This is a genomic window from Pantoea sp. DY-5 (assembly GCF_019795955.1).
Classification (GTDB): Bacteria; Pseudomonadota; Gammaproteobacteria; order Enterobacterales; family Enterobacteriaceae; genus Pantoea; species Pantoea leporis.
This window is the reverse complement of sequence record NZ_JAIMIE010000008.1, coordinates 55,297-77,872: the sequence shown is the minus strand read 5'-3', so window position 1 is coordinate 77,872 and position 22,576 is coordinate 55,297. Positions and strand designations below refer to the sequence as shown.

Sequence of the window (22,576 nt, the reverse complement as noted above, 5' to 3'; positions counted from 1 at the left end):
CCAGCTTATTTATTCTTACGGGGAGAACGGTGTGAACAAAGGTCGGAATCGGGCATGAATATTATCGATATCATTATGTCCGCAGGCAAAGCCTCGGTAGACGTGGCGCTCTACACCTTGATTCCGATTATGGTAGTGATGTTATTCATCATGAAATATCTGGAGGTCAAAGGAGTACTGGATTTTGTTGTACGTCATGCCACGCCGTTATTAAAACCCTTCGGTATTACCGGGCTGGCATTTTTTGCCATGATTCAGCTTAATTTCGTCAGCTTTGCTGCACCGCTGGCGGCGCTGGCGATTATGGAAAAGCGCGGTACATCCGATCGTCATATGGCGGCCACGCTGGCGATGCTGTTTGCGATGGGCCAGGCCAGCACCTTTTATCCACTGATTCCAGCGGGATTACACTGGAGCACGGCGTTGATTATTTCCATCTGCGGCGGCGTATTAGCGGCGGCGGCGACCTATCACCTGTTTGGCCGCAAACTCTCCGATGCGGCGCTATTAAATGAAGATGACGCCGTCACCAGCAGCGAAAATAAAATGGGGCTGATTGGCATTATTAATAGTGCCGGATCCGATGCGATTCGTCTGTCGCTGGGTTCGCTGCCGATGCTGATTATTTCATTGTCGGTGGTTGGCATGTTGAAAGAAGCGGGCGGCATTGAAATGTTGACGCGTCTGGTGTCGCCGCTACTGGATAAGCTAAATATTTCCGAAGTCTATATTCTCCCGGCGCTGACCAAATGTCTGGCGGGCGGCACCGCCTATTACGGCGTGGTGGCAGGATTGGTGGAGAAAGGTTTATACAGCGCACACAACATCAACGCCTCGGCGGGATTACTGATTCAGACCTTTGACCTGCCCGGCATCGGGATTTACCTTGGCCTGTCGAGCCGATTCCCGCGCCTGTTCCGCTTTGCCGTGCCTGGCATTCTGCTCGGTATTGCGCTGCGTGCGACGGTGCACGCCATCCTGTTCTGATTATTACTGGCGCTGAATACGCTTTCAGCGCTATTAGATAAATAACATTACACTTCACAGGTGTTATTTATTATTACCCCTATTAATTTCATCGTTATTTTCACCCATTGCATTAGCGATAATTTTAGTACTATTATCGCAACAGATATTTCGACAATAATATAATTAACCCCGATGAAACGTCAGGTTAATTTATCAAGCCCATAAATTCATTGCAGGTAATATTCCTGTACGGCCTTTTTTTGCAGATAGGGTAAATCCATGAGCGGTAAGCAGATAACCTGGAATGGCGAATTACAACCGGAAGCCATCGACATTCTGGCAAAAGATGGCGGCATGATCGTCAGCCCAACCAAAGTGGGCTACATCATTATGACTTCCGATAAAGCCGGCCTGGAGCGTAAGTTCGAAGCCAAGCAGCGCAAACGCAACAAGCCAGGCGTAGTGCTGTGCGGCTCGCTGGAACAGCTGCGTTCGCTGGCGCAACTGACGCCCGAAATCGACCAGCTTTATCAGCGCCACTGGGATGAAGATATTCTGCTGGGTTGTATTTTACCATGGCGCGATGATGCGCTGTCGCGTATTCCCGATGATGGCTCAAAAGAGCTAATGATGGATGGCCGTCAAACCAGCTGCTTTGTGATTAAATTCGGCAAGCCGGGGGAAAATATCGCAAAAGCATTGTGGGATACTCACGGCAAATTCTCCTTTGCCAGTTCGGCCAATCCCTCTGGCCAGGGTAATCGCGGTTTGGTCGAAGGCATTGGCGAGCGTATTGCAGCCCGCGCCGATTTAATTATCGAAGCCAATGCTTACGTGAAATCCATCCAGCCCAACGATGCAAATAAAGTGCGCTACGAACAAGGCGTTATGGTGTCGATGGTGGATAGCGAAGGTCGCCTGATTCCACAGCAAAACGGCGAGCGCAAAATCACGCCGTGCCCGGTGCTGATCCGTAAAGGATTGGATGTAGATAAAATTATGGCGCTGCTATCTGAGATCTTCCCGTCGTGGGATTACCGCCACGGCGACTATTACTGATCTACTGAGTGGTCGCCATGAATGGCGACCCTACAGTGGTTTGGCGCGGTTTTCGTAGGGTGCGCATTCATGCGCACCCGGCTGCTGCCCTGATTACACATCCGCGCCGAATGCCACATCGCGTTGCCCGCGCAGCTCCGCCAACCGACTTTCCAGCGCCGCTTCGATGTTCTGATACGCCGTACTGCCAAGCGCTAAACGCAGCGGCATGCTGGCCTGATCCAGCGTGGCGATCATCGCCGTAACGCATTTCCCGGCATCGCCAGCAATGGTGAAATCGCCCGAAAGAATTGCCTGACGCAGCTGGCCTGCAGCGTTTTCACGATAAACTTCTAGCGCATCTGCCACGTCCAGCCCCGCGCCAAAATGGGTTGCGGTGGGGCCCGGTTCCACCAGCAGGAAATCAATACCGAAACTGGCGACTTCCTGGCGCACCGCCTCGACAAATCCTTCAATCCCCCATTTCGTGGCGTGATACAAGCTGAAATTGGGATAAGCGACCTGGCCGCCTTCCGAGGAAACCTGTGCGATGCGCCCGCCGCCTTGCTGGCGCAGAAACGGGATCACCGTGCGAATCAGCTGGATTGAGCCGGTAAGATTGGTGGCGATCTGCCGATCAATCTGCGCATCGTTCAACTCTTCAGCTGCGCCGAACAGGCCGTAAGCGGCATTGCTCACCACCACATCAATGCGATCGACGGCGGCAAAGGCGCGTTCAATGGTGGGTGCAATGCTGGCGGTGTGCGCCAGATCGAGCGCAATAACCTGCAGCCGTTCGCCATAGGTTTGCTGCAGATCGCCCATCGCCTGTTCACGCCGCACCGTCGCCAGCACGCGATCGCCGCGCGCCAGTAAACGTTCACTCATCAATCGGCCCAGCCCGCTGCTGGCGCCGGTAATCAACCAGGTTTTCATCTTGTGCTCCTCGTATTGAAAACCTGATGGTAGATCGCTTTACTGGTGGAGATAATCCACCTAATCGCGTATGACCCGGTGAGGAAAAACTACCAATGAGACGTCCTTCCTGGCACGAACTGCAGGCCATTAAAACGCTGAGCGAGCAGCGCAGCTTTCGCCGTGCCGCTGAAATGCTCGGCTTAAAGCGCTCGTCGCTTAGCCATCTGGTGAAAACGCTGGAGCACAATCTGGGCGTGCAGCTGTTTCAACGCACCACGCGCAGCGTGTCGCTCACCGATGCCGGGCAGCAACTGCTGGATCGGCTCTCGCCGCTGCTGAATCAGATGGATGATGTGCTGCACGACATCTCCGCCAGCCGCCATCAGCATTACGGCACGCTGCGTATCAGCGCCAGCGATGCCTCGATCGCTTTGCTGCTGGAGCACGTGGTGGCGGACTTTAGCGCGCGCTATCCCGATATCCAGCTCGATTTCGCCGCGCAAGGTGCGTTGGTGGATATCACCGCCGCCGGTTTTGATGCCGGTATTCGGCTGATTGAGGATGTGCCGCAGGATATGGTGGCCGTTCCGCTTGGCGGTCCGCTGACGTTTGTCACCGTCGCCGCGCCCGCTTATCTGGCGAGAAACGCGGCGGTTAATCATCCGCGCGATCTGCTGCAGCAACAGTGCATTCGCCAGCGCTTGCCGAGCGGAAAACGTTATCAGTGGGAATACGCGCAGGCGGGAGATAAGCAGGAGATTGACGTGCCAGGCGTGCTGACTTTAGACAGTAACGCGCTGATGGCGCAGGCCGCCCTCGCCGGTTTAGGCATTGCTTATGTGCCGTCGCTGTATGTGGAGAAGGAGCTGCGCAGCGGCCAGTTGGTGGAGCTGCTGGCTGATTGGCGGGTGCAATCGGCGGGGATTGCGCTGTGGTTCCCGCCCAACCGACATCAATCCATGGCGCTGCGGCTGTTTATCGATGCGCTGAAAGTCAGCCTGCCGCGTCACGCGTGAGGCGAGCAGCACGGCTTTTGTCTTAAAACCTGTAGCAATGGCGTTGATCCCTTCATACCCGGCGGCGTAACCTGTCGCCACAAAACCTAAAAAATACACCATCGCAAAATGATCGTACGTCCTCATCAACACTGGTTTCTCCGGCTGTTTGACTGGCATGGATCGGTGCTCAGCAACATCGTGTTCCGCCTGTCGCTTAACCTGCTGATGTCGCTGATCGCCATCTTTGGCTATCCGTGGTACTCCACTTTCGGCATTCATCTCACCACCGCGCCTTTTAGTTTGGTCGGGGTGTCGATCGCTATCTTCCTCGGCTTTCGCAATAACGCCAGCTATGCGCGCTTTCTCGAAGCCCGCACCTTGTGGGGCAGCCTGCATATCACCCAGCGCTCGCTGCTGCGGCAGATCAAAAGCATGCGTGGCGTGAGCGAAGAACAGGTGCGGGAATTTACCGGCTTGCTGCTGGCGTTTTGCTGGTGCCTGAAACATCGCCTGCGTAAAACCGATGTGCAGGCCGATCTGCAGCGTTTGCTGCCGGCCAACTGGCACAGCGCGGTGCTGCATCATCCGATGCCGACGTCGCAGATTTTGTTGTGTTTGAGTGAATGGCTGGCGCAGCGCCGCGATGAAGGCTTGGTGTCGGATATTGTCTGGCAAAGCATTGATGAAAATCTGAATCAGCTGTCGGGGATTTTGGGCGGTTGCGATCGCATCGCCAGCACGCCGATTCCGTTCGCCTACAGCCTGATTCTGCATCGCACCGTTTATCTGTTCTGCACGCTGCTGCCGTTTGCGCTGGTAGCGGATTTGCACCTGATGACGCCGCTGGTGTCGATGTTTATCTCCTACACCTTTTTGTCGCTGGAAGCGCTGGCGGAGGAGCTGGAACATCCGTTTGGCACCGCACCGAATCACCTGCCGCTCGACGCGCTGTGCGTCAATATCGAACGCAATTTGAAAGCGATGAATGGTGATATGACGCTACCGGAACCGCTGCAGCCGGATGCGCATTTCAATTTGACATAATCCGTAGGGTCGCCATTTATGGCGACCTGCTCTAACCCTGATTATCCAACCACCGCACATACGCCTGATCCCACAACGCGGCGGGCGTGCCCGCTTTGCCGAGACCAAAACCGTGGCCGCCGCTGCTGAGCTCAATCAGCTCAACCGGCACGCGCATGCGGCGGCAGGTATCGCGCATCAGTTCAGTATTATGGGGATTGGAGGTGCGATCGTCCTCGGCCTGCGCGAGGAACGTGGGTGGATATTGGCGTGTGACGTAGTTTTGCACTGACCAGTTGGCTTCCTGGCTTGGCGTGGCGTTTTTCCCCACCATCATCAGATGCGTGTTGGTGTGCTGATACGGCGCTTCAAGGGTGATCACCGGATAAATCAGGCCAACGCTATCCACCTTCGGCCTGATCTGGTCAAGCGGGTCCTGCGCCGGGTAGGATTCGAAGTCCGGACGCGCCGCCGCCATGCCAAGCAGATGGCCACCGGCAGAAAAGCCCAGCACATGCACTTTGCGCTCCATCGAACGCACCAGACGAATGGCGCGCTGCGCATCCTGCAGCGGTGCCAGATTGCCCGCCTGCCACTTCTCACCCGGCAAACGGTAGCTGAGCACATACACGGTATAACCGTTGGCATTAAGCCAGCGCGCTACCGGCCAGGCTTCGCGGCCCATGCCGATAAAACGATAGCCGCCGCCCGCCGCCACAATCACCGCTTCGCCGTTGGGATTTTCCGGACGGAATCGCTGAATCGCGGGTGAAACGATATTGGTCCATGAACCGTGTGAATTCACTTTAAGCAAGCCGGAAGGGCCGCCGCCGCCCGGCGGATCGTCGGGCCACAACGGAATGACGTCATCGCGGGCAAATAGCTTGCCCGTGGTCATCGAGAGAACGGTTGCTCCAGTAGCCAATAAAAAGTGACGACGTGTAATCATCTTGCCCAGTGCCAGTATGCAAAAAATGCCAGCTTCAACAGCTGAATCTCATTATGTGACGCATGTCTGATTTCGACGTTGGCGATTATGTACGTAAATCGTACAAAAAAGCCATAAAAAAACGCGCCTAAAAAGGCGCGTATTCTTGCGATAAATAGAACTAATCTTGCTGTTGAAATTGAGTCATTACCGTTTGCTCACATTGCGACTGGTCGTGGCGCAGTTTGCCGCGCTCATCCTCGCCCAACTCCAGCCACGCGCTAATCACTTCCTGCGCGATTTCTTCATTAAATTCAGGTTGCTGCATGGCCGATGAAGACTGGCTGGCCGCTAACTGCGACTTGAGCTTCTCGGTGTAGCCATCCAAATCGCTGGTCTTCTTTTCACTGCTCACCAGATGACACAGCTGGCTGGTATAAACATTCTCTTCCTGATTATTGTCACCGTCGGCAGCCAACGCACCGGCCGACAGCGACAGCCCAACGAGGGCGAGTAATAACGCTTTCATAATAGGCTCCAATAATTTCCAATAAATCATTTTTCGTTCTGTTCGGCGCGGGCGGCCTGGCGGGCAGCACGCCAGTTTAACAATGGCGTGACCGTGATGCCGTGCAACACAATGCTGCACACCACTAACGTCAGCGCCATGTCCACCATCTGCTCCGCCTGCGGTCCACGCATGCCGTGCACCCATGCATAGGCAATATAATTGATACTGCCGATGCCGCGAATACCCAACCAGCCAATTAGCAAGCGTCGCATCAACGGAATATCGCAGCGCCACGTGGTGATCCACACCGCCAGCGGGCGCACCACCACAAACAGCAGCAGCGCCAGGCCAATACCGGTGAGATTCCAGTGCTGCGCCAGCGTAATACCGAGCACCACCATCATGCCCGCCGCCAGCAAACGCTCGATAGTATCACCGAAGGAGAGCGCATCGCCGATCACCAAACCCACCGATTTCACCATGCCGCTGCTGCCCTGCGCCATCCGCTGACCGGTATTCACGCGCGCTTCTGCCGGTAAGAAACGCTCCTCTTCAGACATCTCATCTTGCGGATAGTGCTTCACCACGCGCAATTCCGCACGACGTAAACCGACGCCAGCCGCAAAGGTGGCGAGGAAGCCCGACGCATCCACCGACTGCGCGGCGGCATAGCTGAGCGCAATCAGCGCCAGCGCGAACAGATCGTTGGGTGCCAGATCCTGATTGGCGGTACGTAAATGCGTCGCCAGCTGGCCGATCAGCCAGCCCAGCGCAAAGCCGATTCCCAGCCCGCCGCCAATCGCCCACAGCGCGTCTTTGGCGAACCATTCACCGAGCGCAGCGGTGCTGAGTTCGCCCGGCTGCAACAGCAAAATCGCCAGCATCAGCAGCGGTAGCGCCGAGCCGTCGTTCATACCCGCTTCGCTGGAGAGCGCCACGCGCAGGGCATCGTCATCCCGCGCATCGTTCACTGAAATCAGGCTGGCGAGCACCGGATCGGTCGGCGCGACAATGGCACCAAACGCCAGCGACATCGCCCAGTCAAAGCCGGTGATCCAGTGCACCAGCACCGTCATGCTGCCGACGGTGAGGAGCATCGCGGGAAACGCCAGCCTGACGCCAAGCCGCCACGCATGCGCGTTGAGCGGCAAGCGCAGTTTCAGCCCGGTGATAAACAGCGAGGCCGCCATCGCGATTTCGGTGAGATGAGCGGCGAGGTTGGCGTGACCGATGATGTCGACTTGCAGCAGATTGAGCATCCACGGGCCACACAGGATGCCGGCGAACAGGTAGAGACCAAATGAGGTCACTGGCCCGCGGTGTATCCAACCGGAAGCCAGTGACATAAGAAGTAAAAGACCGCCGGTGGCGGCGGTCCAGGCCAGGAAATTCATAACGCTCCGTTTTTAAATAACATTCTCCTTTAAGCCTGGCACATGTTAGGCGATCAGTTTTTCAGATGACGGCTTGCGAGGCGAATCATCAGGGCAAGCGCAGCGGCCAATGTTGCGAGTGCAACCACGCCGGTCCAGCCCCAATGTGCCAGCGCCAGGCTACCCAGCGCCGCGCCGGTCGCCATGCCGATGAAAACAACGGTAAACATCAAGGCGTTAAGGCGGCTGCGTGCTTCTGGCGCCAGGCTATAAACCAGCGTCTGATGCGCCACCAGCGTGGCCTGCACCCCCAAATCAAAACCGATGGTGCTGATGATAATCAGACCAAGCTGAGCCGGCATCGGCAGCAGCGGCAGCAGGAACATCAGCGCGAACGACACCATTACCAGCGTGGCACCGTACTGCGTAACACGCGCCGGACCGATGCGATCCGCCACGCTGCCCGCTAACGGCGCGGCTAGAGCGCCTGCCGCACCCGCAAGGCCGAATGCGCCAGCGACCGCGCTATCCAGATGGAAGTTTTGACTCAGCATCAACGCCAGCGTTGACCAGAAGGCGCTAAAGCCCACCGACAACAAACCTTGTGCCAGCGCGGCGCGGCGCAGCGTTTGATGGTGCTGCCACAGATGCGCCAGCGACAGCAGCAAACGCGGATAGCTCACCGACGTGCCCGGCGTAAAGCGCGGCAGCACGCGCCACAGCGCCATGCTAATCAGCAACACCGCCACCGCCGCAATCATGTACATGGTGCGCCAGCCGAAATACTCCGCCACCACGCCGCTTACCACGCGTGATAGCAAAATCCCCACCAGCAATCCCGTCATTACCGTGCCGACGATTTTGCCGCGGCTGCGCTCCGGCGCTAACGCCGCTGAAGCGGGCACGATGTCCTGCGCCACGGTGGCGGTTAAACCGGTGACGAAGCTGGCAATCAGCAAGGCGTTCAATCCGCCCGAGAAGCCACACAGCAGCAGCGCGGCAACCAGCAGCAAACCTTTAATCAGAATAATGGTGCGACGATCGTGGCGGTCGCCAAGCGGAGCCAGCAGCAGAATCCCCAGCGCGTAACCAGCTTGCGTCAGCATTGGCACCATGCCGACGCTGCCGATGCCGACGTTGAACTGTTTGCTGATGATATCCAGCATCGGCTGGCTGTAGTAAATCGATGCGACGCTGAGTCCGGCACCGGCCGCGAGCGTGAAGACCAGCGGCGCGGGCAGTTTTTCAGCTGGCATGGCTGACGTTGATATGGCTGACATAGTGGATTCCCCCGTGAAAGTGCGCTTATTAAAGCGCGTCGCCGCCATACGCGGTAGACTGCTCAAACACAGAACTGTTATGCGCGGTACGTATGAACAACCCATCCAGCCTTGATCGTATCGAACTGATGCAGACCTTTATCCGCATCGTCGAGAGCGGATCGCTCTCCGCCGCCGCCGCCCAGCTCGGCACCACGCAGCCCACTATCAGCCGACGGCTGCAGGCGCTTGAGCAGCGGCTTGGTCTCAAACTGATTATGCGCACCACGCATGCGCTGAAACTCACCGACGATGGCGAGCGCTGTTATGCGCAGGCGCGTCAGCTGGTCGCGACCTGGCACGCGCTGGAGGATGACCTCACCGGTGCCAGCGACGACCCGATTGGCACCCTGCGCGTGCGGGCACCGCATGCGTTTGGTCAGGATCAGCTGATTGAACCGCTGATTGATTATCTGCATCGCTATCCACGCTTAAACGTGGAGTGGACGCTGAATGACCGCACGCCAGACTTCATCAGCGAAAACATCGACTGCGCCATTCAGGTCGGTGCGCCTAGCGATGCGTCCATCGTGGCGGTGCTGCTGGCGGAAGTGCCGCGCTTTGTGGTGGCGGCACCGTCGCTGCTGGCGGCGCATCCGCCGGTTGAAGAAGTTTCGCAGCTCACCAACCTGCCGTGGCTGGCGCTGACCAGTTTTTATCGCAACGAAATCGCCCTGCAGCGAATTAGCGATGGTCAGCCGGTGAATCTGGCGATTGCCCCGCGCCTCGCCAGCGACAGTTTGTACGCGGTGCGTAAAGCCGCCGTTGCCGGGATGGGCGCGGCGGTGGTGTCGTCGTGGGTGGTGCAGGAAGATTTAGCCAAAGGGGATTTGATTCAACTGTTGCCGGAGTGGCAAGCGCCGCCGTTGCCGGTGTGGCTGACTTATCCGTGGGCCAGCTATTATCCGGCGCGGTTACAGAAGTTTTTCGCCATGATTCGGGAAGTGATGCCGAAGTTAGCCGGGACGCAGCCGGCGACGCCGGCGAGGAAATGAAAAGGTCGCCATGAATGGCGACCCTACGCGATGATTTTGTAGGGTCGCCATTTATGGCGACCTGGTTCATCACATCTTCACCGCTTTCTTATCCCCCTTCGACATATTGTCCAGCCAGCCCATCACAAAGGCCGACAGCACAAACGTCAGGTGGATAATCACGTACCACATCAGCTTTTCGTTTTCGATGTTGCGCGCGTCCATAAAGATACGCAGCAGGTGAATCGACGAAATCGCCACAATCGAGGCCGCAACTTTGTTTTTCAACGAGCCGGAGTCCATTTTACCGAGCCAGCTCAGCTTCTCTCTGTGCTCATCAATATCCAGCTTGGAGACAAAGTTCTCGTAACCCGAGAGCATCACCATCACCAGCAAACCGCCGACCAGCGTCATGTCCACCAGCGACAGCAGCAGCAGAATCAAATCGTTCTCCGCAATGCTGAAGACGTGCGGCAACAGGTGAAAAATTTCCTGGAAGAATTTGATGGTCAGCGCCAGCAGGCCCAACGAAAGTCCCATGTAAACCGGAGCCAGCAGCCAGCGCGATGAATACATCAGGTTTTCGATAAAACGTTCCATAAGTTCCCATTAATCAACAGACAAGTGGGCGAGTATAACCGAACTTATGTGAAGTTATTTCAGCCCTTCTTCAGAAATTTCAGGCGCGGCGGGCAGCGGCAATGACAAACGGAACACCGCGCCGCCTTCCGGCCGATTCTCCGCCCAGATGCGCCCGCGATGGGATTCGATAATGGTTTTACCGATCGCCAAACCCAAGCCGACGCCCGGCACCGCCGACTCTTTATCACCGCGCGCAAATTTGTCAAAAATACGCGTGAGGTTCTCCGCCGCGATGCCGGGACCGCTGTCCCACACCGCAATCTCCAGCCGATCGCGATCGCGCCACGCCCGAATACCGTGCTGCGCCGCGTTGCCTGCGTATTTCAGGCTGTTTTCGATCAGATTGGTAAACACGCGCTCCAGCATGGCGCTGTCGCCTTTGATCAGCACCATCTCGGGTAAATCGAGGATAAATTCATGGCCCTTCAGCGACGGGCCCATGCTGCTCAGCGCGCCGCCAATCACCTCATCCAGCGCCACCCACTCTTCGCGCAGATTGAGTCCACCGGATTGTATGCGCGCCATATCCAGCATGTTACTCACCAGCCGGATAGTACTCAGCGTCTGTTCACGAATCTGATTGGCCTGGTCGACATACTTCGACTCTTCGCTGGCGAGATCGAGCATCAGCATCTCCGCCTGACCAAACAGCACCGTCAGCGGCGTACGCAGATCGTGCGACAGCGCTGACAGCAGCGCATTACGCAGCTGCTCGCGCTCGGCGGCCAGCCGCGACGCCGCTTCACTGTGCGACAGGGCCATGCGTTCCAGCGCGTTAGCAATCAACACGGTGAAGGTTTCCAGTAAACGCTGCTGTTCGGGGATCATCAGCTGACGCAGGTTTTTCGGTTCCACCACCAGCAAGCCGAGACAGTGATTACCACTTTTCAGCGGCAAAATCTGGTACGGCACCGCGGGCAAGGTATCGGTGCCCGCGCCCGCCGGTTGGCCTTTGCTGTAACTCCATTTGGCGATAGCCAGATCCGGCGGCGTACCGATCGCCGTATCGCCCACGGTTTGCAGCTCGCCCTGCTCATCCGGCAGCAGCAGTAAACTGCGCGCCTGCAGGGTGACATCGATGATGCGCTGGCTGGTGGTGGCAATATCCTGCGGCGTCAAATCGCTGCCGAGCGCTTTCGCCATCTCATACAGATGCCGCGCACGCTGTTCGCGGTAGCGCGCCACTTTGGCCTGATAGCGCACGCCCGCCGTCAGATTCCCAACAATCACGCCCACCGCCAGCATCACCGCAAAGGTCACCAGATACTGCAAATCCGACACCGCGACGGTGCCGGTGGGCGCGACAAAGAACAGGTCGAAAGCGATGATGTTGATCACCGTGGCGAACACCGACGGCCAGCGGCCATAGCGCAGCGCCACCAGCACCACCGCCAGCAGATAAATCATCACGCTGTTGGCGGGATCAAACGCCACCAGCAGCCAGCGGCCGACGCCGGTGACCAAAATACACAGCAGCAGCGCCATCACACAGCCGCGCAGATAGAGCCGCCATTTTTCGTTGCTGGCGCGCTGGCCGCTGAGCGGATGCGGCGCATCGCGCACCGGTTCATCCAGCGCCACCACCAGCAAATCGAGATCCGGGCCGAGTTCGCCGAGGCGCTGGGCAAAGCTGTCGCGCCGCCAGCGCCGTTGTGGCTGACGGCCGGTCACGATTTTACCGAGATTGTGCTCGCGCGCGTAACGCAGCACCGCGCGCGCTTCATCGGGATCGGAGAGCGTGGCGGTTTCAGCGCCAAGTTCCTGCGCCAGTTGCAGCGTGCGTAAAATGGCGCGACGGCGCGCTTCCGGCAGCCGATTGAGGCGCGGCGTTTCCACATACACCGCGTGCCATTCGCTGCCGAGCCGTGCCGCTAAACGCGCGGCGGTGCGCACCAGCTTTTCGCTGCCGGTATCGTCGCCAATGCACAGCAGAATGGCATCACGCGTGTGCCACACTTTGTCGCGGCCTTGCCGATCGCGCCAGGCACGCATCTGGTCATCCACGCGATCGGCGGTACGACGCAACGCAAGCTCACGCAGCGCGAACAGATTGCCTTTACGGAAGAAGTTTTCGATGGCGCGTTCGGCGCGGTCGCCGACGTAGACTTTGCCCTCTTTCAGCCGCTGACGCAGATCGTCCGGCGGCAGATCCACCAGCACCACTTCGTCGGCGCTATCAAAGAAGGGATCGGGCACGGTTTCACGCACCTGAATGCCGGTGACGCCGCCGACCACATCATTCAGGCTTTCCAGATGCTGGACGTTAACGGTGGTGATGACGTCAATGCCCGCTTCGAGCAGCTCTTCAATGTCCTGCCAGCGCTTGGGATGACGCGAACCCTGCACGTTGGTGTGCGCCAGTTCATCCATCAGGATCACCGCCGGATGGCGCGCCAGCGCGGCATCGAGATCGAATTCGGCGTGGCGCGAACGGCCGGTGGTTCGCCGTGGCAACAGCGCCAGCCCGTTGAGCAGCGCGGCGGTCTCTGCACGATCGTGGGTCTCTACCACGCCGGCTAACACGTCGAGACCTTGCGCCCGCAGCCGCTGCGCCTCCTGCAGCATGGCGAACGTTTTGCCCACGCCCGCACAGGCGCCAAAGTAGATTTTCAGCTTACCGCGATGGCTGTCGCTGTGGTTCAGCAGCAGCGCATCGGGATCGGGGCGCGGCAGTTCATCATGTAAGTCGTTCAAAGAATCCGTCCAATTAATCGAGGTTCCGTGCGGCCATGGAAACGGTCGCCATAAATGGCGACCCTACGGGTTTATTGCAAATCATCCAGCGCCAGATTCAGGCGCAGCACGTTTACCGTCTCTTCGCCGACAAACGGCAGCAGCGGGCGCTCGGTGTGGCGCACAATCAGCGCCTCAACATCTTTAAGCGCCATATTGCGCGCGGCGGCGATGCGCGGTGCCTGCCACAACGCAGCTTCTGGCGAAATATCCGGATCTAATCCGCTCGCCGATGCGGTAACTAACTCCACCGGCACCGCTTTGGGGGCTTGCGGATTAGCCGCACGCAGCGCGGCGACGCGTTCCGCTACCGCTTTATCCAGCGCCGGATTGCTGCCTGCCAGATTGCTGCCGCTGGAGGCCAACGCATTATAAGGCGCATCGCCGGTAGCGGAAGGTCGACCCCAAAAGTGGCCCGGCTGATTAAACATTTGACCAATCTGCTCGGAACCGCGTACCGCGCCATCCTGCTCAATCAGCGAACCGTTGGCCTGCGATGGGAACCACCACTGCGCCAGACCGGTGGTCAGCAGCGGATAGACCGCGCCGGTGAGCAGCGTAAGCACCAGTAACAATACAATAGCCGGACGTAACTGACTCATTTCTCTTCTCCTTACGCCAGACCAAGCAGCGTTAGCAGCAGGTCGATGGCTTTAATACCTATAAACGGCACCACTAATCCGCCCGCACCGTAAATCCACAGGTTGCGACGCAGCAGCGCCGCCGCGCTCAGCGGACGATAACTCACGCCTTTCAGCGCCAGCGGGATCAGGAACACAATCACCAGCGCGTTAAAAATTACCGCCGACAAAATCGCCGAGTTCGGCGAATGCAGCCCCATCACGTTGAGCATGTTGAGTTGCGGATAGGTGGCGGCAAACGCGGCCGGAATAATGGCGAAATACTTCGCCACGTCGTTGGCGATACTGAAGGTGGTGAGCGAGCCGCGCGTCATCAGCATCTGTTTACCGATGTGCACCACTTCCAGCAGCTTGGTCGGATTCGAGTCGAGATCGACCATATTGCCGGCCTCTTTCGCCGCCTGGGTTCCCGAGTTCATCGCCACCGCCACGTCGGCCTGCGCCAGCGCTGGTGCGTCATTGGTGCCGTCGCCGGTCATCGCCACTAAGCGTCCTTCGGCCTGATACTGACGAATCAGCGCCAGCTTGGCTTCCGGCGTCGCTTCCGACAGAAAGTCATCGACACCCGCTTCCGCCGCAATCGCCGCCGCGGTTAATGGGTTATCGCCGGTGATCATCACCGTTTTGATGCCCATCTTGCGCAGCTCGGCAAAGCGCTCTTTGATACCGCCTTTGACGATATCTTTCAGCGCCACCACGCCCAGCACCTGGGCGCCTTCGGCCACCACCAGCGGCGTGCCGCCAGCGCGCGCCACTTCTTCGACGGCGGCATTCACTTCTAACGGGAAGCGGCCATGATTGGCTTCAATGTGGCGACGAACCGCATCGACCGCGCCTTTGCGGATTAGACGATCCTGCACGTTCACGCCGCTCATGCGCGTTTGCGCCGAGAAGGGAATGAAGCTCGCCCCCATGCTGCTCAAGTCACGCTCACGCAAGTTAAATTTCTGCTTCGCCAACACCACGATGCTGCGCCCTTCCGGCGTTTCATCGGCCAGCGATGCCAGCTGCGCCGCATCGGCCAGCTGCTGTTCGCTGACGCCCGGCGCGGGCAGAAACTGCGTCGCCTGACGGTTGCCAAGCGTGATGGTGCCGGTTTTATCCAGCATCAGCACATCGACGTCGCCCGCCGCTTCCACCGCACGGCCGCTGGTGGCGATGACGTTCGCGCCCAGCATGCGGCTCATGCCCGCCACACCGATGGCCGACAGCAGGCCGCCGATGGTGGTCGGGATCAAACACACCAGCAGCGCCACCAGCACCGTGATGCTGACCGGCGTGCCGCCATACGCTGAGAACGGCCACAGCGTGGCGGTCGCCAGCAGGAACACAATCGTCAGCGACACCAGCAGAATGGTCAGCGCCACTTCGTTCGGCGTTTTACGGCGTTTCGCGCCTTCCACCATCGCAATCATGCGGTCAAGGAAGGTTTCGCCCGGATTGACGCTGCACTGAATCACCAGCCAGTCGGAAAGAATGCGCGTACCGCCGGTCACCGAGGAGAAATCCCCGCCCGATTCACGGATCACCGGCGCGGATTCACCGGTGATGGCGCTCTCATCCACCGATGCGCCGCCCTCCAGCACCTCGCCGTCGCACGGAATGATGTCACCGGCTTCCACCAGCACCACATCGCCTTTGCGCAGCGTATCGGCCGCCACGTTGTGCCAGGCTGCGCCGTAGCGCGCTTCGGCCAGTTTTTTCGCATCGCTGGTTTTACTGATGCCTTTCAGGCTGTTGGCCTGCGCCTTGCTGCGCCCTTCCGCCAGCGCTTCGGCGAAGTTGGCGAACAGCACGGTGAACCACAGCCAGATGGCGACGCCGGCGGTAAAGCCCGCGTTACCGCTGAGCGCGCCGCTGGCCATGCCCACCGCCAATACCGAGGTCAGCACGCTGCCGATCCACACCAAAAACATCACCGGGTTGCGGAACTGCACGCGTGGATCGAGTTTTTTCAGCGCATCCAGCATGGCAACGCGGGTTAGCGCCGCATCAAACAGCGCCAGTTGTTGACGACTCATAATTCCGTTATCCCTGAATTAATTGCAGATGTTCCGCGACCGGGCCCAATGCCAGCGCGGGGATGAACGTCAATGCGCCCACCAGCAAGACGGTACCGATCAGCAGCGCGATAAACAGCGGGCCGTGCGTTGGCAGCGTGCCGTTGCCGACTGGCTGAATTTTCTTCGCCGCCAGCGAACCGGCAATCGCCAGCACCGGAATGATGATGCCGAAGCGGCCCACCAACATGCAGAAGCCCAGCAGCAGGTTCCAGAACGGCGTGTTAGCGCTCAGTCCGGCAAAGGCGCTGCCGTTGTTGTTGGCCGCCGATGACACCGCGTACAGCACTTCGCTAAAGCCATGAATGCCGGGATTGGCCATACCGGCGCGACCAGCGTCGGTCATCATCGCCAGCGCGGTGCCGAGCAGCACCAGCGTTGGCGTCACCAGAATCGCCAGCGCGGTCATCTTCATCTCCCACACGTCGATTTTTTTGCCCATGTACTCTGGCGTGCGACCGATCATTAACCCGGCGATAAACACGCCGAGCAGCACGAACAGCAGCATGCCGTACAGGCCAGCACCGACGCCGCCGAACACCACTTCTCCTAGCTGCATCAACCACATCGGCACCATGCCGCCGAGCGCAGTGAAGGAGTCATGCATGGCGTTGACCGCACCGCACGACGCCGCCGTGGTGATCACCGCAAACAAGCTGGAGTTGAGAATGCCGAAGCGCGTCTCTTTGCCTTCCATGTTGATGGCGCTGTCCGCGCCGAGCGCGAGGAAGTGCGGATTACCGCGCAGTTCGGCCCACATCACGGTGATCACCGCCAGCACGAACATGATGGTCATCGCCCACAGCAGCATGTGGCCCTGACGACGATCGCCCAGATGCTGACCAAAGGTGAAACAGAGCGCCGCCGGGATCAGGAAGATGCTCAGCATCTGCACGAAGTTGGTCAGCGCGGTCGGGTTTTCGAACGGATGTGCTGAGTTGACGTTGAAGAAACCCCCGCCGTTGGTGCCGAGCATTTTGATCGCTTCCTGCGATGCCACCGGACCGAGCGGCAGCGTCTGCTGCGCGCCTTCCAGCGTGGTGAGCGCATGGTACGGTTCGAAGGTTTGAATGCTGCCCTGGCTGATGAAGAACAGCGCGATAACCAGGCTGATCGGCAGCAGCACGTAAACAGTAATGCGCGTCAGGTCGCGCCATGCGTTGCCGAGCGTATCCAGCGAACGGTTGGCAAAACCACGAATCAGCGCAAACGCCACGGCGATACCGGTCGCCGCCGAAAGGAAGTTCTGCACCGTGAGGCCCGCCATCTGACTGAAATAGCTCAGCGTGCTTTCCCCGGCGTAGGATTGCCAGTTGGTGTTAGTGACGAAGCTAATGGCGGTATTGAGCGCCAGATCCCAGCTGAGATTAGGCAGATGCTGCGGGTTCAGCGGCAGCGCGGCCTGCGTCATCAACATCAGCAGCAGCAAGGCAAAACCCAGCGCGTTAAACAGCAGAATCGCCAGCAGATAGTGCGGCCAGCGCATGGCGTCGCCGTCGGCACCGGCCAGTCGCCACAGCGCGCGCTCGGTGCGCGGCAGCAGCGGCTTGTCAGCGACAAACAGGGCGAGATAACGTCCCAGCGGTTGTGCCAGCACCATCAGTACCAGCAGAAACACCGCAATTAGCATAAATGCATTCGCCGCCATCAGAATGCCTCCGCATTAAGCAGGGCATAAATCAGGTAGCCCAGAAGAACAAACACCAGCACGATGCCGGCTATCACGCCCACGCTCACAGCAACCTCCAGAGGATTTTGGTAATGCTGCAAGCATGCGCGGCGCGGCATAAAGAAGAGGTAAAAAGGCGGGAAGCGGGCGTAAATAAAGTATAAAAATGGTGAAGAATTAAGCGCTTTCTAACGCCCAGATGCGGTTCAGATCGATGTTCTGCCATAAGCCGCTGTCTTCCGCGCCGGTGATGCTGTCGGTGCAGAAGCTGTCGCCAAGATCGAGCGCTTCCGGTTTTACTTCGCGCTGCGCGTGCAACGACCAGAACACATGCACTTTGGGCTTGAGCAGCGATTTTTCGCCCGCCTGTACCACCAGCGCCACGCGCCCGGAAGCCAGTCGCACCAGCGATCCCACCGGATAAATGCCGATGGTGCGTACGAAAGCGTGCAACAGCGTGTTGTCGAAGTGTCCACGCCAGCTCAACATGTTGTGCATCGCTTCGGCAGGCGTCCAGCCTTTGCGATAAGGACGATTCGAGGTGACGGCATCATAGACGTCGCATACCGATGCCATGCGCGCATACAGTGAGATTTCATCGCCTTTCAGTCCGTGCGGATAACCGTTGCCGTCATACTTTTCATGGTGATGCAGCGCGATATCCAGCAGATCTTCACCGGCATTGGCGTCCATTAACATCTGCGCGCCCACGATCGGATGCTGACGCATCACGGTGAACTCTTCATCGCTGAGCTTGCCGGGTTTGTTGAGAATCTCCAGCGGCACTGCGGCTTTACCCACATCATGCAGCAAACCGCCCATACCAACGCGCCGCAGCTGATGCTCATCGAGGCCCATTTTTTTGCCGAGCGAGATCATCAAACCGCACACCGCCATTGAGTGCAGATAGGTGTAATCGTCGTGATTCTTCAGGCGCGCCACGCTCAGCAGCGCCGTGGGTTCGCGGGTGATCGAACCGGCAATTTGATCAACCAGATCAAGGGTGTAATCGAGGTCGAGGCCTTGTCCCATGCGCGCCTCGTTAAACATCGCCAGCACCTGCGGTTTCCCCTGATTGAAGATGCTTTGCGCCTGATCCATCTCCTGGAAAAACGGGGTTTGAGGAATCTCTTTTTTCGGCGCAGGCGTGACGGGTGCCTGTACCGATTTGTCGAGATCGATCCATAACTGCAGGATCCCCTCATTGCGGATCATCGCGATCTGGCGTTTATCAGTGATCAGCATTTGGTTGCGAATGCGCTTATCTTTGACCCACCAAACCTCCAGTTTGTGGATAAACATTCCCTGCCGCAGTTCGTCAACATTAATCAGCTTTATCACGATATCGCTCCTTAATATCAGTGGGTGGTAAGGAGGTATCGGCAGCTGAGCAAAAAATCTTCAGAGTGGATTTGTGCGATCGGTGAGGTTTGCGAAATAGGTGCGCATAAATGCGCACCCTACGGATGCTGTGCGCTTACGGGGTTGTAGGGTCGCCATTTATGGCGACCTGGCTTGAAACATCCTGCTCCTCACCAACACGTTCAATCGGTCCCATCACCAGCAGGAACAGCAAAGCGGCGACCACGCAGTGCGCGCCGACAAACACCAGCCCGATGCTGTAGCTGCCGGTTAGGCCGACGATGATGCCGAACAGCAGCGGCGTGATAAAACCCGCCATATTGCCGATGCCGTTAAAAATCGCGCCCGCCAGGCCAACCGCTTCTTTCGGTGCGGTATCGCTGACAATCGTCCAGGTTCCGGCGCCCGCCGCCACGCCTTTACCAAAGAAGGCGAACGACATCATGGCGATAATGCCGACGTTGCTGGGGATCACCGCCGCCAGAACCAGCGATGCCGCCATCAGCATGCCGACAATATACGGCGTTTTACGCGCCCAGGATAAACTCCAGCCGCTTGCCAGCAGTTTGTCGGAGATATAGCCACCGCTGATGCCGCCGAGGAAACCAAATACCGCTGGTGCGATGGTGGCAAAACCGGCATCAAGAATATTCATGCCGCGCGCCTGCACCAGATAGATCGGGAACCAGGTAATGAAGAAGTAGCTCAACGCGATGATGCAGTATTGACCGATATAGGCGCACCACAGCATACGGTTGCTGAGCAGCTTTTTGAACATCGCTTTGCTCAACGGCGGACGCGCTTTTAGTGTTTGCGCCGAATCAATATCAACCAGCGCGCCGCCCTGCTCAATGTAGCGCAATTCATTTTCCGAGACCTGCGGATGATGGCGCGGGCTGCGCATAAAGCCCATCCAGACAAACACCGCCAGCACGCCAATGCCGCCCAGCACAAAGAACGGCCATTCCCAGCCGAAACGCGACACCAGCCAGCCGGAAAGCGGCGAAAAGATGGCGACGGCAAAATATTGCGCCGAGGCGAAGAGTGAAGAGGCGCGGCCGCGTTCAGCGCTGGGGAACCACATGATCACTGCGCGCGCATTGGCGGGAAAACTCGGTGCTTCAATCAGGCCCAGCGCGAAACGCAGCGCAAACATCAGCGTGAGCGCCATGGTCATTCCGCTGGAGAACTCGCCAACAAAGCCCATCAGCAACGTGGAGATCGACCACAGCGCCAGCGTCACGCCGTACACTTTTTTGGTGCCGAAGCGATCGAGAAACAGGCCGCCGGGGATCTGGCCGATCACATAGGCCCAGCTAAACGCCGAGAGGATCAGGCCAAGCTGGATCGCCGAAAGTCCAAACTCATCTTTGATCGCCGATCCCGAGATCGACAGGATCGAGCGGTCGGCGTATGCCACCACGGAAAGAAACAGGATCAGGCAAAGGATCCACACACGTACGTGGCTGTTCTGTGGACGATTTTTGGCTTTTTGCATGGGCTGAATTCCTTAAATGAAACATGCCGGAATAGCGCTTAATTTCCCTGTTCAGCAACTATAGGAAGCGGTTTCAGGCGTGGTCATTGGGCGAATGGCGGAATCGACGGTGCTAATTAGCGCCAGATTTAGCAGCCAGCACAAAGCAAGGTGCGGCGCTGCACAGAACCTTAAAGATCCGCGCGCCTTAGCGCCGCAATGTGCGCCAGCTCAGAGAAAATACTTCGCAGCGCAACTACGAGTGCGCGAAGGAAAGACGCACCCGAGAGCAAAGTGTGCGCCTGGCTGCAAAATCCAACCTTGCTGATTGTCAGCCGCGAGGCGCGCTCGTAGGCTGAAAATGATTTCATTGAGCCATTTTAAAACTCGATGAAACGTTTATTCTAATAACAAGCTTACTCTGGAGTCTGCGATGAAAACCTTCAAGGCGATTGTGTTGCTCGGCCTGCTCTCAACGTCAGCCTCGGCGCTGGCGGAAAAAATTGGCGTATCGATGGCCTACTTTGATCAAAACTTCCTCACCATTATTCGCCAGTCGATTGATAAAGAAGCCAAAGCGCGTGGGCTTGATATTCAGTTTGAAGATGCACGCGGCGATGTGGGACGTCAGACCGATCAGGTGCAGAGTTTTATCGGTGCGGGCGTGGATGCGATCATCGTCGATCCGGTCGATTCTGCCAGCACGCCGCAGCTGACCAGGCTGGCGCAGCAGGCAAAAATTCCGCTGGTGTACGTCAACCGCACGCCAGGCGATAAATCGCTGCCGGCCGGCGTGGTGTTTGTCGGCTCCGACGAGCGTGAATCCGGCACCTTGCAGATGGAAGCGCTGGCGAAAATGGCTAACTACAAAGGCAATGTGGCGATCATGATCGGTAACCTGACCGACGCCGGTGCGCTGCAACGCACCAAAGACGTTGAGCAAGTGGTGGCGAAATATCCCGGCATGAAAGTGGTACAGAAACAGCCCGCCAACTACGCGCGCAATGAAGGCATGGATTTGATGAATAGCTGGCTGGGCAATGATGAAGCGATTGATATCGTTGCGGCTAATAACGATGAGATGGCGATTGGCGCGGCCATGGCGCTGGCCAAAAGCAATAAAAAGGTGCTGATTGGCGGTATCGATGCTACGCCAGACGGCCTGAAAGCGCTGTCGCAGGACAAAATTCAGGTCACGGTTTTCCAGGATGCGGTCGGCCAGGGCAAAACGTCGGTGGATGTGGCGCAGAAGCTGATCAAAGGCGAGAAAGTCGATTCACACGTGTGGATCCCGTTTGAGCTGGTGACTAAAGAGAATATGCAGAAGTACGTTGATAAATAACGATAATTATCGCTAAATCTTAGGGTCGCCATTGATGGCGACCATAACGCATGTTTGGTGCAGTTATCAATAAGGTCGCCATGAATGGCGCCCCTACGGTTAACGTAACTGTGCCATCTGCACGATATCGTGATACTCGCCGTCGCGCAGGCAGGCTTTGCGCTTCACGCCTTCGCGCTCGAAGCCCAGCTTCTGATAAAGGCGCAGCGCGCGTTCGTTATCGTGGAACACTTCCAGCTCAATGCGCATGATGCCGAGCCAGTTGAAGGCGTAATCCATCGCGTTGCGGATCAGCTCTTCACCAATGCCGCGCCCGCCAAACGCCGGATCGACGCTGATACCAAAGCTGATGCTGTGACGCGTACGCGGACGCTGTTCGACAAACAGCGTGAGCTCACCGACCATCGCACCCTCAATCTCCGCAACAAAGCCGATATATCCCAGCTCATCCATCTTTTCGAATTTTTTCTGCCAGGTCGCTATGCTCGGACACGGCAACTGCGTGGTCCAGCGATAAACGTCAGGATGGCTGTATAGGCGTTGGTAAGCGGCGGCATCGCCCGGCTCACGACCGCGAATGTGTAAATCCATGTCGGTAA

Annotated in this window: 20 protein-coding genes; 6 read left to right on the top strand and 14 right to left on the bottom strand. The window is 57.9% G+C overall.

Annotated features, from left to right (window positions below; translation table 11 throughout):
* The first annotated feature begins 54 nt into the window (after nucleotides 1–54).
* Nucleotides 55–987 (top strand): nucleoside recognition domain-containing protein, encoded by a 933-nt coding sequence (locus K5Y30_RS21490; RefSeq protein WP_222213310.1) that lies wholly within the window; start codon nucleotides 55–57, stop codon nucleotides 985–987.
* Nucleotides 988–1,248: 261 nt separating this feature from the next.
* Nucleotides 1,249–2,028, top strand: coding sequence for an L-threonylcarbamoyladenylate synthase (locus K5Y30_RS21485; RefSeq protein WP_222185990.1), 780 nt, complete (start codon nucleotides 1,249–1,251; stop codon nucleotides 2,026–2,028).
* A gap of 93 nt (nucleotides 2,029–2,121) precedes the next feature.
* On the opposite strand, the gene K5Y30_RS21480 is transcribed toward K5Y30_RS21485, so the two are convergent.
* The gene (locus tag K5Y30_RS21480) at nucleotides 2,122–2,943 is read right to left on the bottom strand and encodes an SDR family oxidoreductase (RefSeq protein WP_222213307.1); all 822 of its coding nucleotides are present in this window, start codon (nucleotides 2,941–2,943) and stop codon (nucleotides 2,122–2,124) included.
* A gap of 95 nt (nucleotides 2,944–3,038) precedes the next feature.
* Here K5Y30_RS21480 and K5Y30_RS21475 point away from each other — a divergent pair, with 95 nt between their 5' ends.
* Nucleotides 3,039–3,941 carry a LysR family transcriptional regulator gene (locus K5Y30_RS21475; protein ID WP_222213305.1) on the top strand — a complete coding sequence of 301 codons (903 nt, stop codon included), beginning with the start codon at nucleotides 3,039–3,041 and terminating at the stop codon, nucleotides 3,939–3,941.
* A 108-nt stretch (nucleotides 3,942–4,049) separates the two neighbouring features.
* Nucleotides 4,050–4,967, top strand: a complete 918-nt coding sequence (locus K5Y30_RS21470) for a bestrophin family protein (RefSeq protein ID WP_222213303.1) — start codon at nucleotides 4,050–4,052, stop codon at nucleotides 4,965–4,967.
* 31 nt (nucleotides 4,968–4,998) lie between these two features.
* Here the strand turns inward: K5Y30_RS21470 and K5Y30_RS21465 are convergent, their stop codons facing one another.
* From K5Y30_RS21465 to K5Y30_RS21450, 4 genes are all read right to left on the bottom strand, one after another.
* Nucleotides 4,999–5,895 carry an alpha/beta hydrolase gene (locus K5Y30_RS21465; protein WP_222213301.1) on the bottom strand — a complete coding sequence of 299 codons (897 nt, stop codon included), beginning with the start codon at nucleotides 5,893–5,895 and terminating at the stop codon, nucleotides 4,999–5,001.
* A gap of 160 nt (nucleotides 5,896–6,055) precedes the next feature.
* On the bottom strand, nucleotides 6,056–6,403 hold the full coding sequence (locus K5Y30_RS21460) for a hypothetical protein (RefSeq protein ID WP_222213299.1): 348 nt from the start codon (nucleotides 6,401–6,403) through the stop codon (nucleotides 6,056–6,058).
* A 26-nt stretch (nucleotides 6,404–6,429) separates the two neighbouring features.
* Nucleotides 6,430–7,779, bottom strand: coding sequence for a sodium:proton antiporter (locus K5Y30_RS21455; RefSeq protein WP_101762737.1), 1,350 nt, complete (start codon nucleotides 7,777–7,779; stop codon nucleotides 6,430–6,432).
* 53 nt (nucleotides 7,780–7,832) lie between these two features.
* Complete coding sequence (locus tag K5Y30_RS21450) at nucleotides 7,833–9,038, bottom strand: MFS transporter (RefSeq protein ID WP_222185985.1); 1,206 nt, start codon at nucleotides 9,036–9,038, stop codon at nucleotides 7,833–7,835.
* A 92-nt stretch (nucleotides 9,039–9,130) separates the two neighbouring features.
* On the opposite strand from K5Y30_RS21450, the gene K5Y30_RS21445 reads away from it, so the two are divergent.
* Entirely contained in the window at nucleotides 9,131–10,072 is a 942-nt protein-coding gene (locus K5Y30_RS21445; RefSeq protein WP_222185984.1) for a LysR family transcriptional regulator, read from the top strand.
* Between the two features lie 69 nt (nucleotides 10,073–10,141).
* Here the strand turns inward: K5Y30_RS21445 and K5Y30_RS21440 are convergent, their stop codons facing one another.
* From K5Y30_RS21440 to K5Y30_RS21405, 8 genes are all read right to left on the bottom strand, one after another.
* Nucleotides 10,142–10,651, bottom strand: a complete 510-nt coding sequence (locus K5Y30_RS21440; protein ID WP_110867675.1) for a TIGR00645 family protein — start codon at nucleotides 10,649–10,651, stop codon at nucleotides 10,142–10,144.
* A gap of 54 nt (nucleotides 10,652–10,705) precedes the next feature.
* Entirely contained in the window at nucleotides 10,706–13,387 is a 2,682-nt protein-coding gene (gene kdpD, locus K5Y30_RS21435; RefSeq protein ID WP_222213297.1) for a two-component system sensor histidine kinase KdpD, read from the bottom strand.
* Between the two features lie 71 nt (nucleotides 13,388–13,458).
* A complete protein-coding gene (kdpC, locus tag K5Y30_RS21430) occupies nucleotides 13,459–14,028 on the bottom strand; it encodes a potassium-transporting ATPase subunit KdpC (protein WP_222185982.1) in 570 nt (189 codons plus the stop codon).
* 11 nt (nucleotides 14,029–14,039) lie between these two features.
* A complete protein-coding gene (gene kdpB / locus K5Y30_RS21425; RefSeq protein ID WP_137386708.1) occupies nucleotides 14,040–16,088 on the bottom strand; it encodes a potassium-transporting ATPase subunit KdpB in 2,049 nt (682 codons plus the stop codon).
* 7 nt (nucleotides 16,089–16,095) lie between these two features.
* A complete protein-coding gene (gene kdpA / locus K5Y30_RS21420) occupies nucleotides 16,096–17,775 on the bottom strand; it encodes a potassium-transporting ATPase subunit KdpA (protein ID WP_222185980.1) in 1,680 nt (559 codons plus the stop codon).
* On the bottom strand, nucleotides 17,775–17,864 hold the full coding sequence (kdpF, locus tag K5Y30_RS21415; RefSeq protein WP_081113208.1) for a K(+)-transporting ATPase subunit F: 90 nt from the start codon (nucleotides 17,862–17,864) through the stop codon (nucleotides 17,775–17,777). The genes kdpA and kdpF overlap by 1 nt, the downstream gene beginning before the upstream one ends.
* Nucleotides 17,865–17,973: 109 nt before the next feature.
* Entirely contained in the window at nucleotides 17,974–19,137 is a 1,164-nt protein-coding gene (locus tag K5Y30_RS21410; RefSeq protein WP_101762745.1) for an HD-GYP domain-containing protein, read from the bottom strand.
* Between the two features lie 136 nt (nucleotides 19,138–19,273).
* Nucleotides 19,274–20,656 carry an MFS transporter gene (locus tag K5Y30_RS21405; RefSeq protein ID WP_222213294.1) on the bottom strand — a complete coding sequence of 461 codons (1,383 nt, stop codon included), beginning with the start codon at nucleotides 20,654–20,656 and terminating at the stop codon, nucleotides 19,274–19,276.
* Between the two features lie 412 nt (nucleotides 20,657–21,068).
* On the opposite strand from K5Y30_RS21405, the gene K5Y30_RS21400 reads away from it, so the two are divergent.
* On the top strand, nucleotides 21,069–21,977 hold the full coding sequence (locus K5Y30_RS21400; RefSeq protein ID WP_222213292.1) for a sugar ABC transporter substrate-binding protein: 909 nt from the start codon (nucleotides 21,069–21,071) through the stop codon (nucleotides 21,975–21,977).
* Nucleotides 21,978–22,076: 99 nt separating this feature from the next.
* Here the strand turns inward: K5Y30_RS21400 and K5Y30_RS21395 are convergent, their stop codons facing one another.
* The gene (locus K5Y30_RS21395; protein ID WP_222213290.1) at nucleotides 22,077–22,568 is read right to left on the bottom strand and encodes a GNAT family N-acetyltransferase; all 492 of its coding nucleotides are present in this window, start codon (nucleotides 22,566–22,568) and stop codon (nucleotides 22,077–22,079) included.
* Between the last annotated feature and the right edge of the window lie 8 nt (nucleotides 22,569–22,576).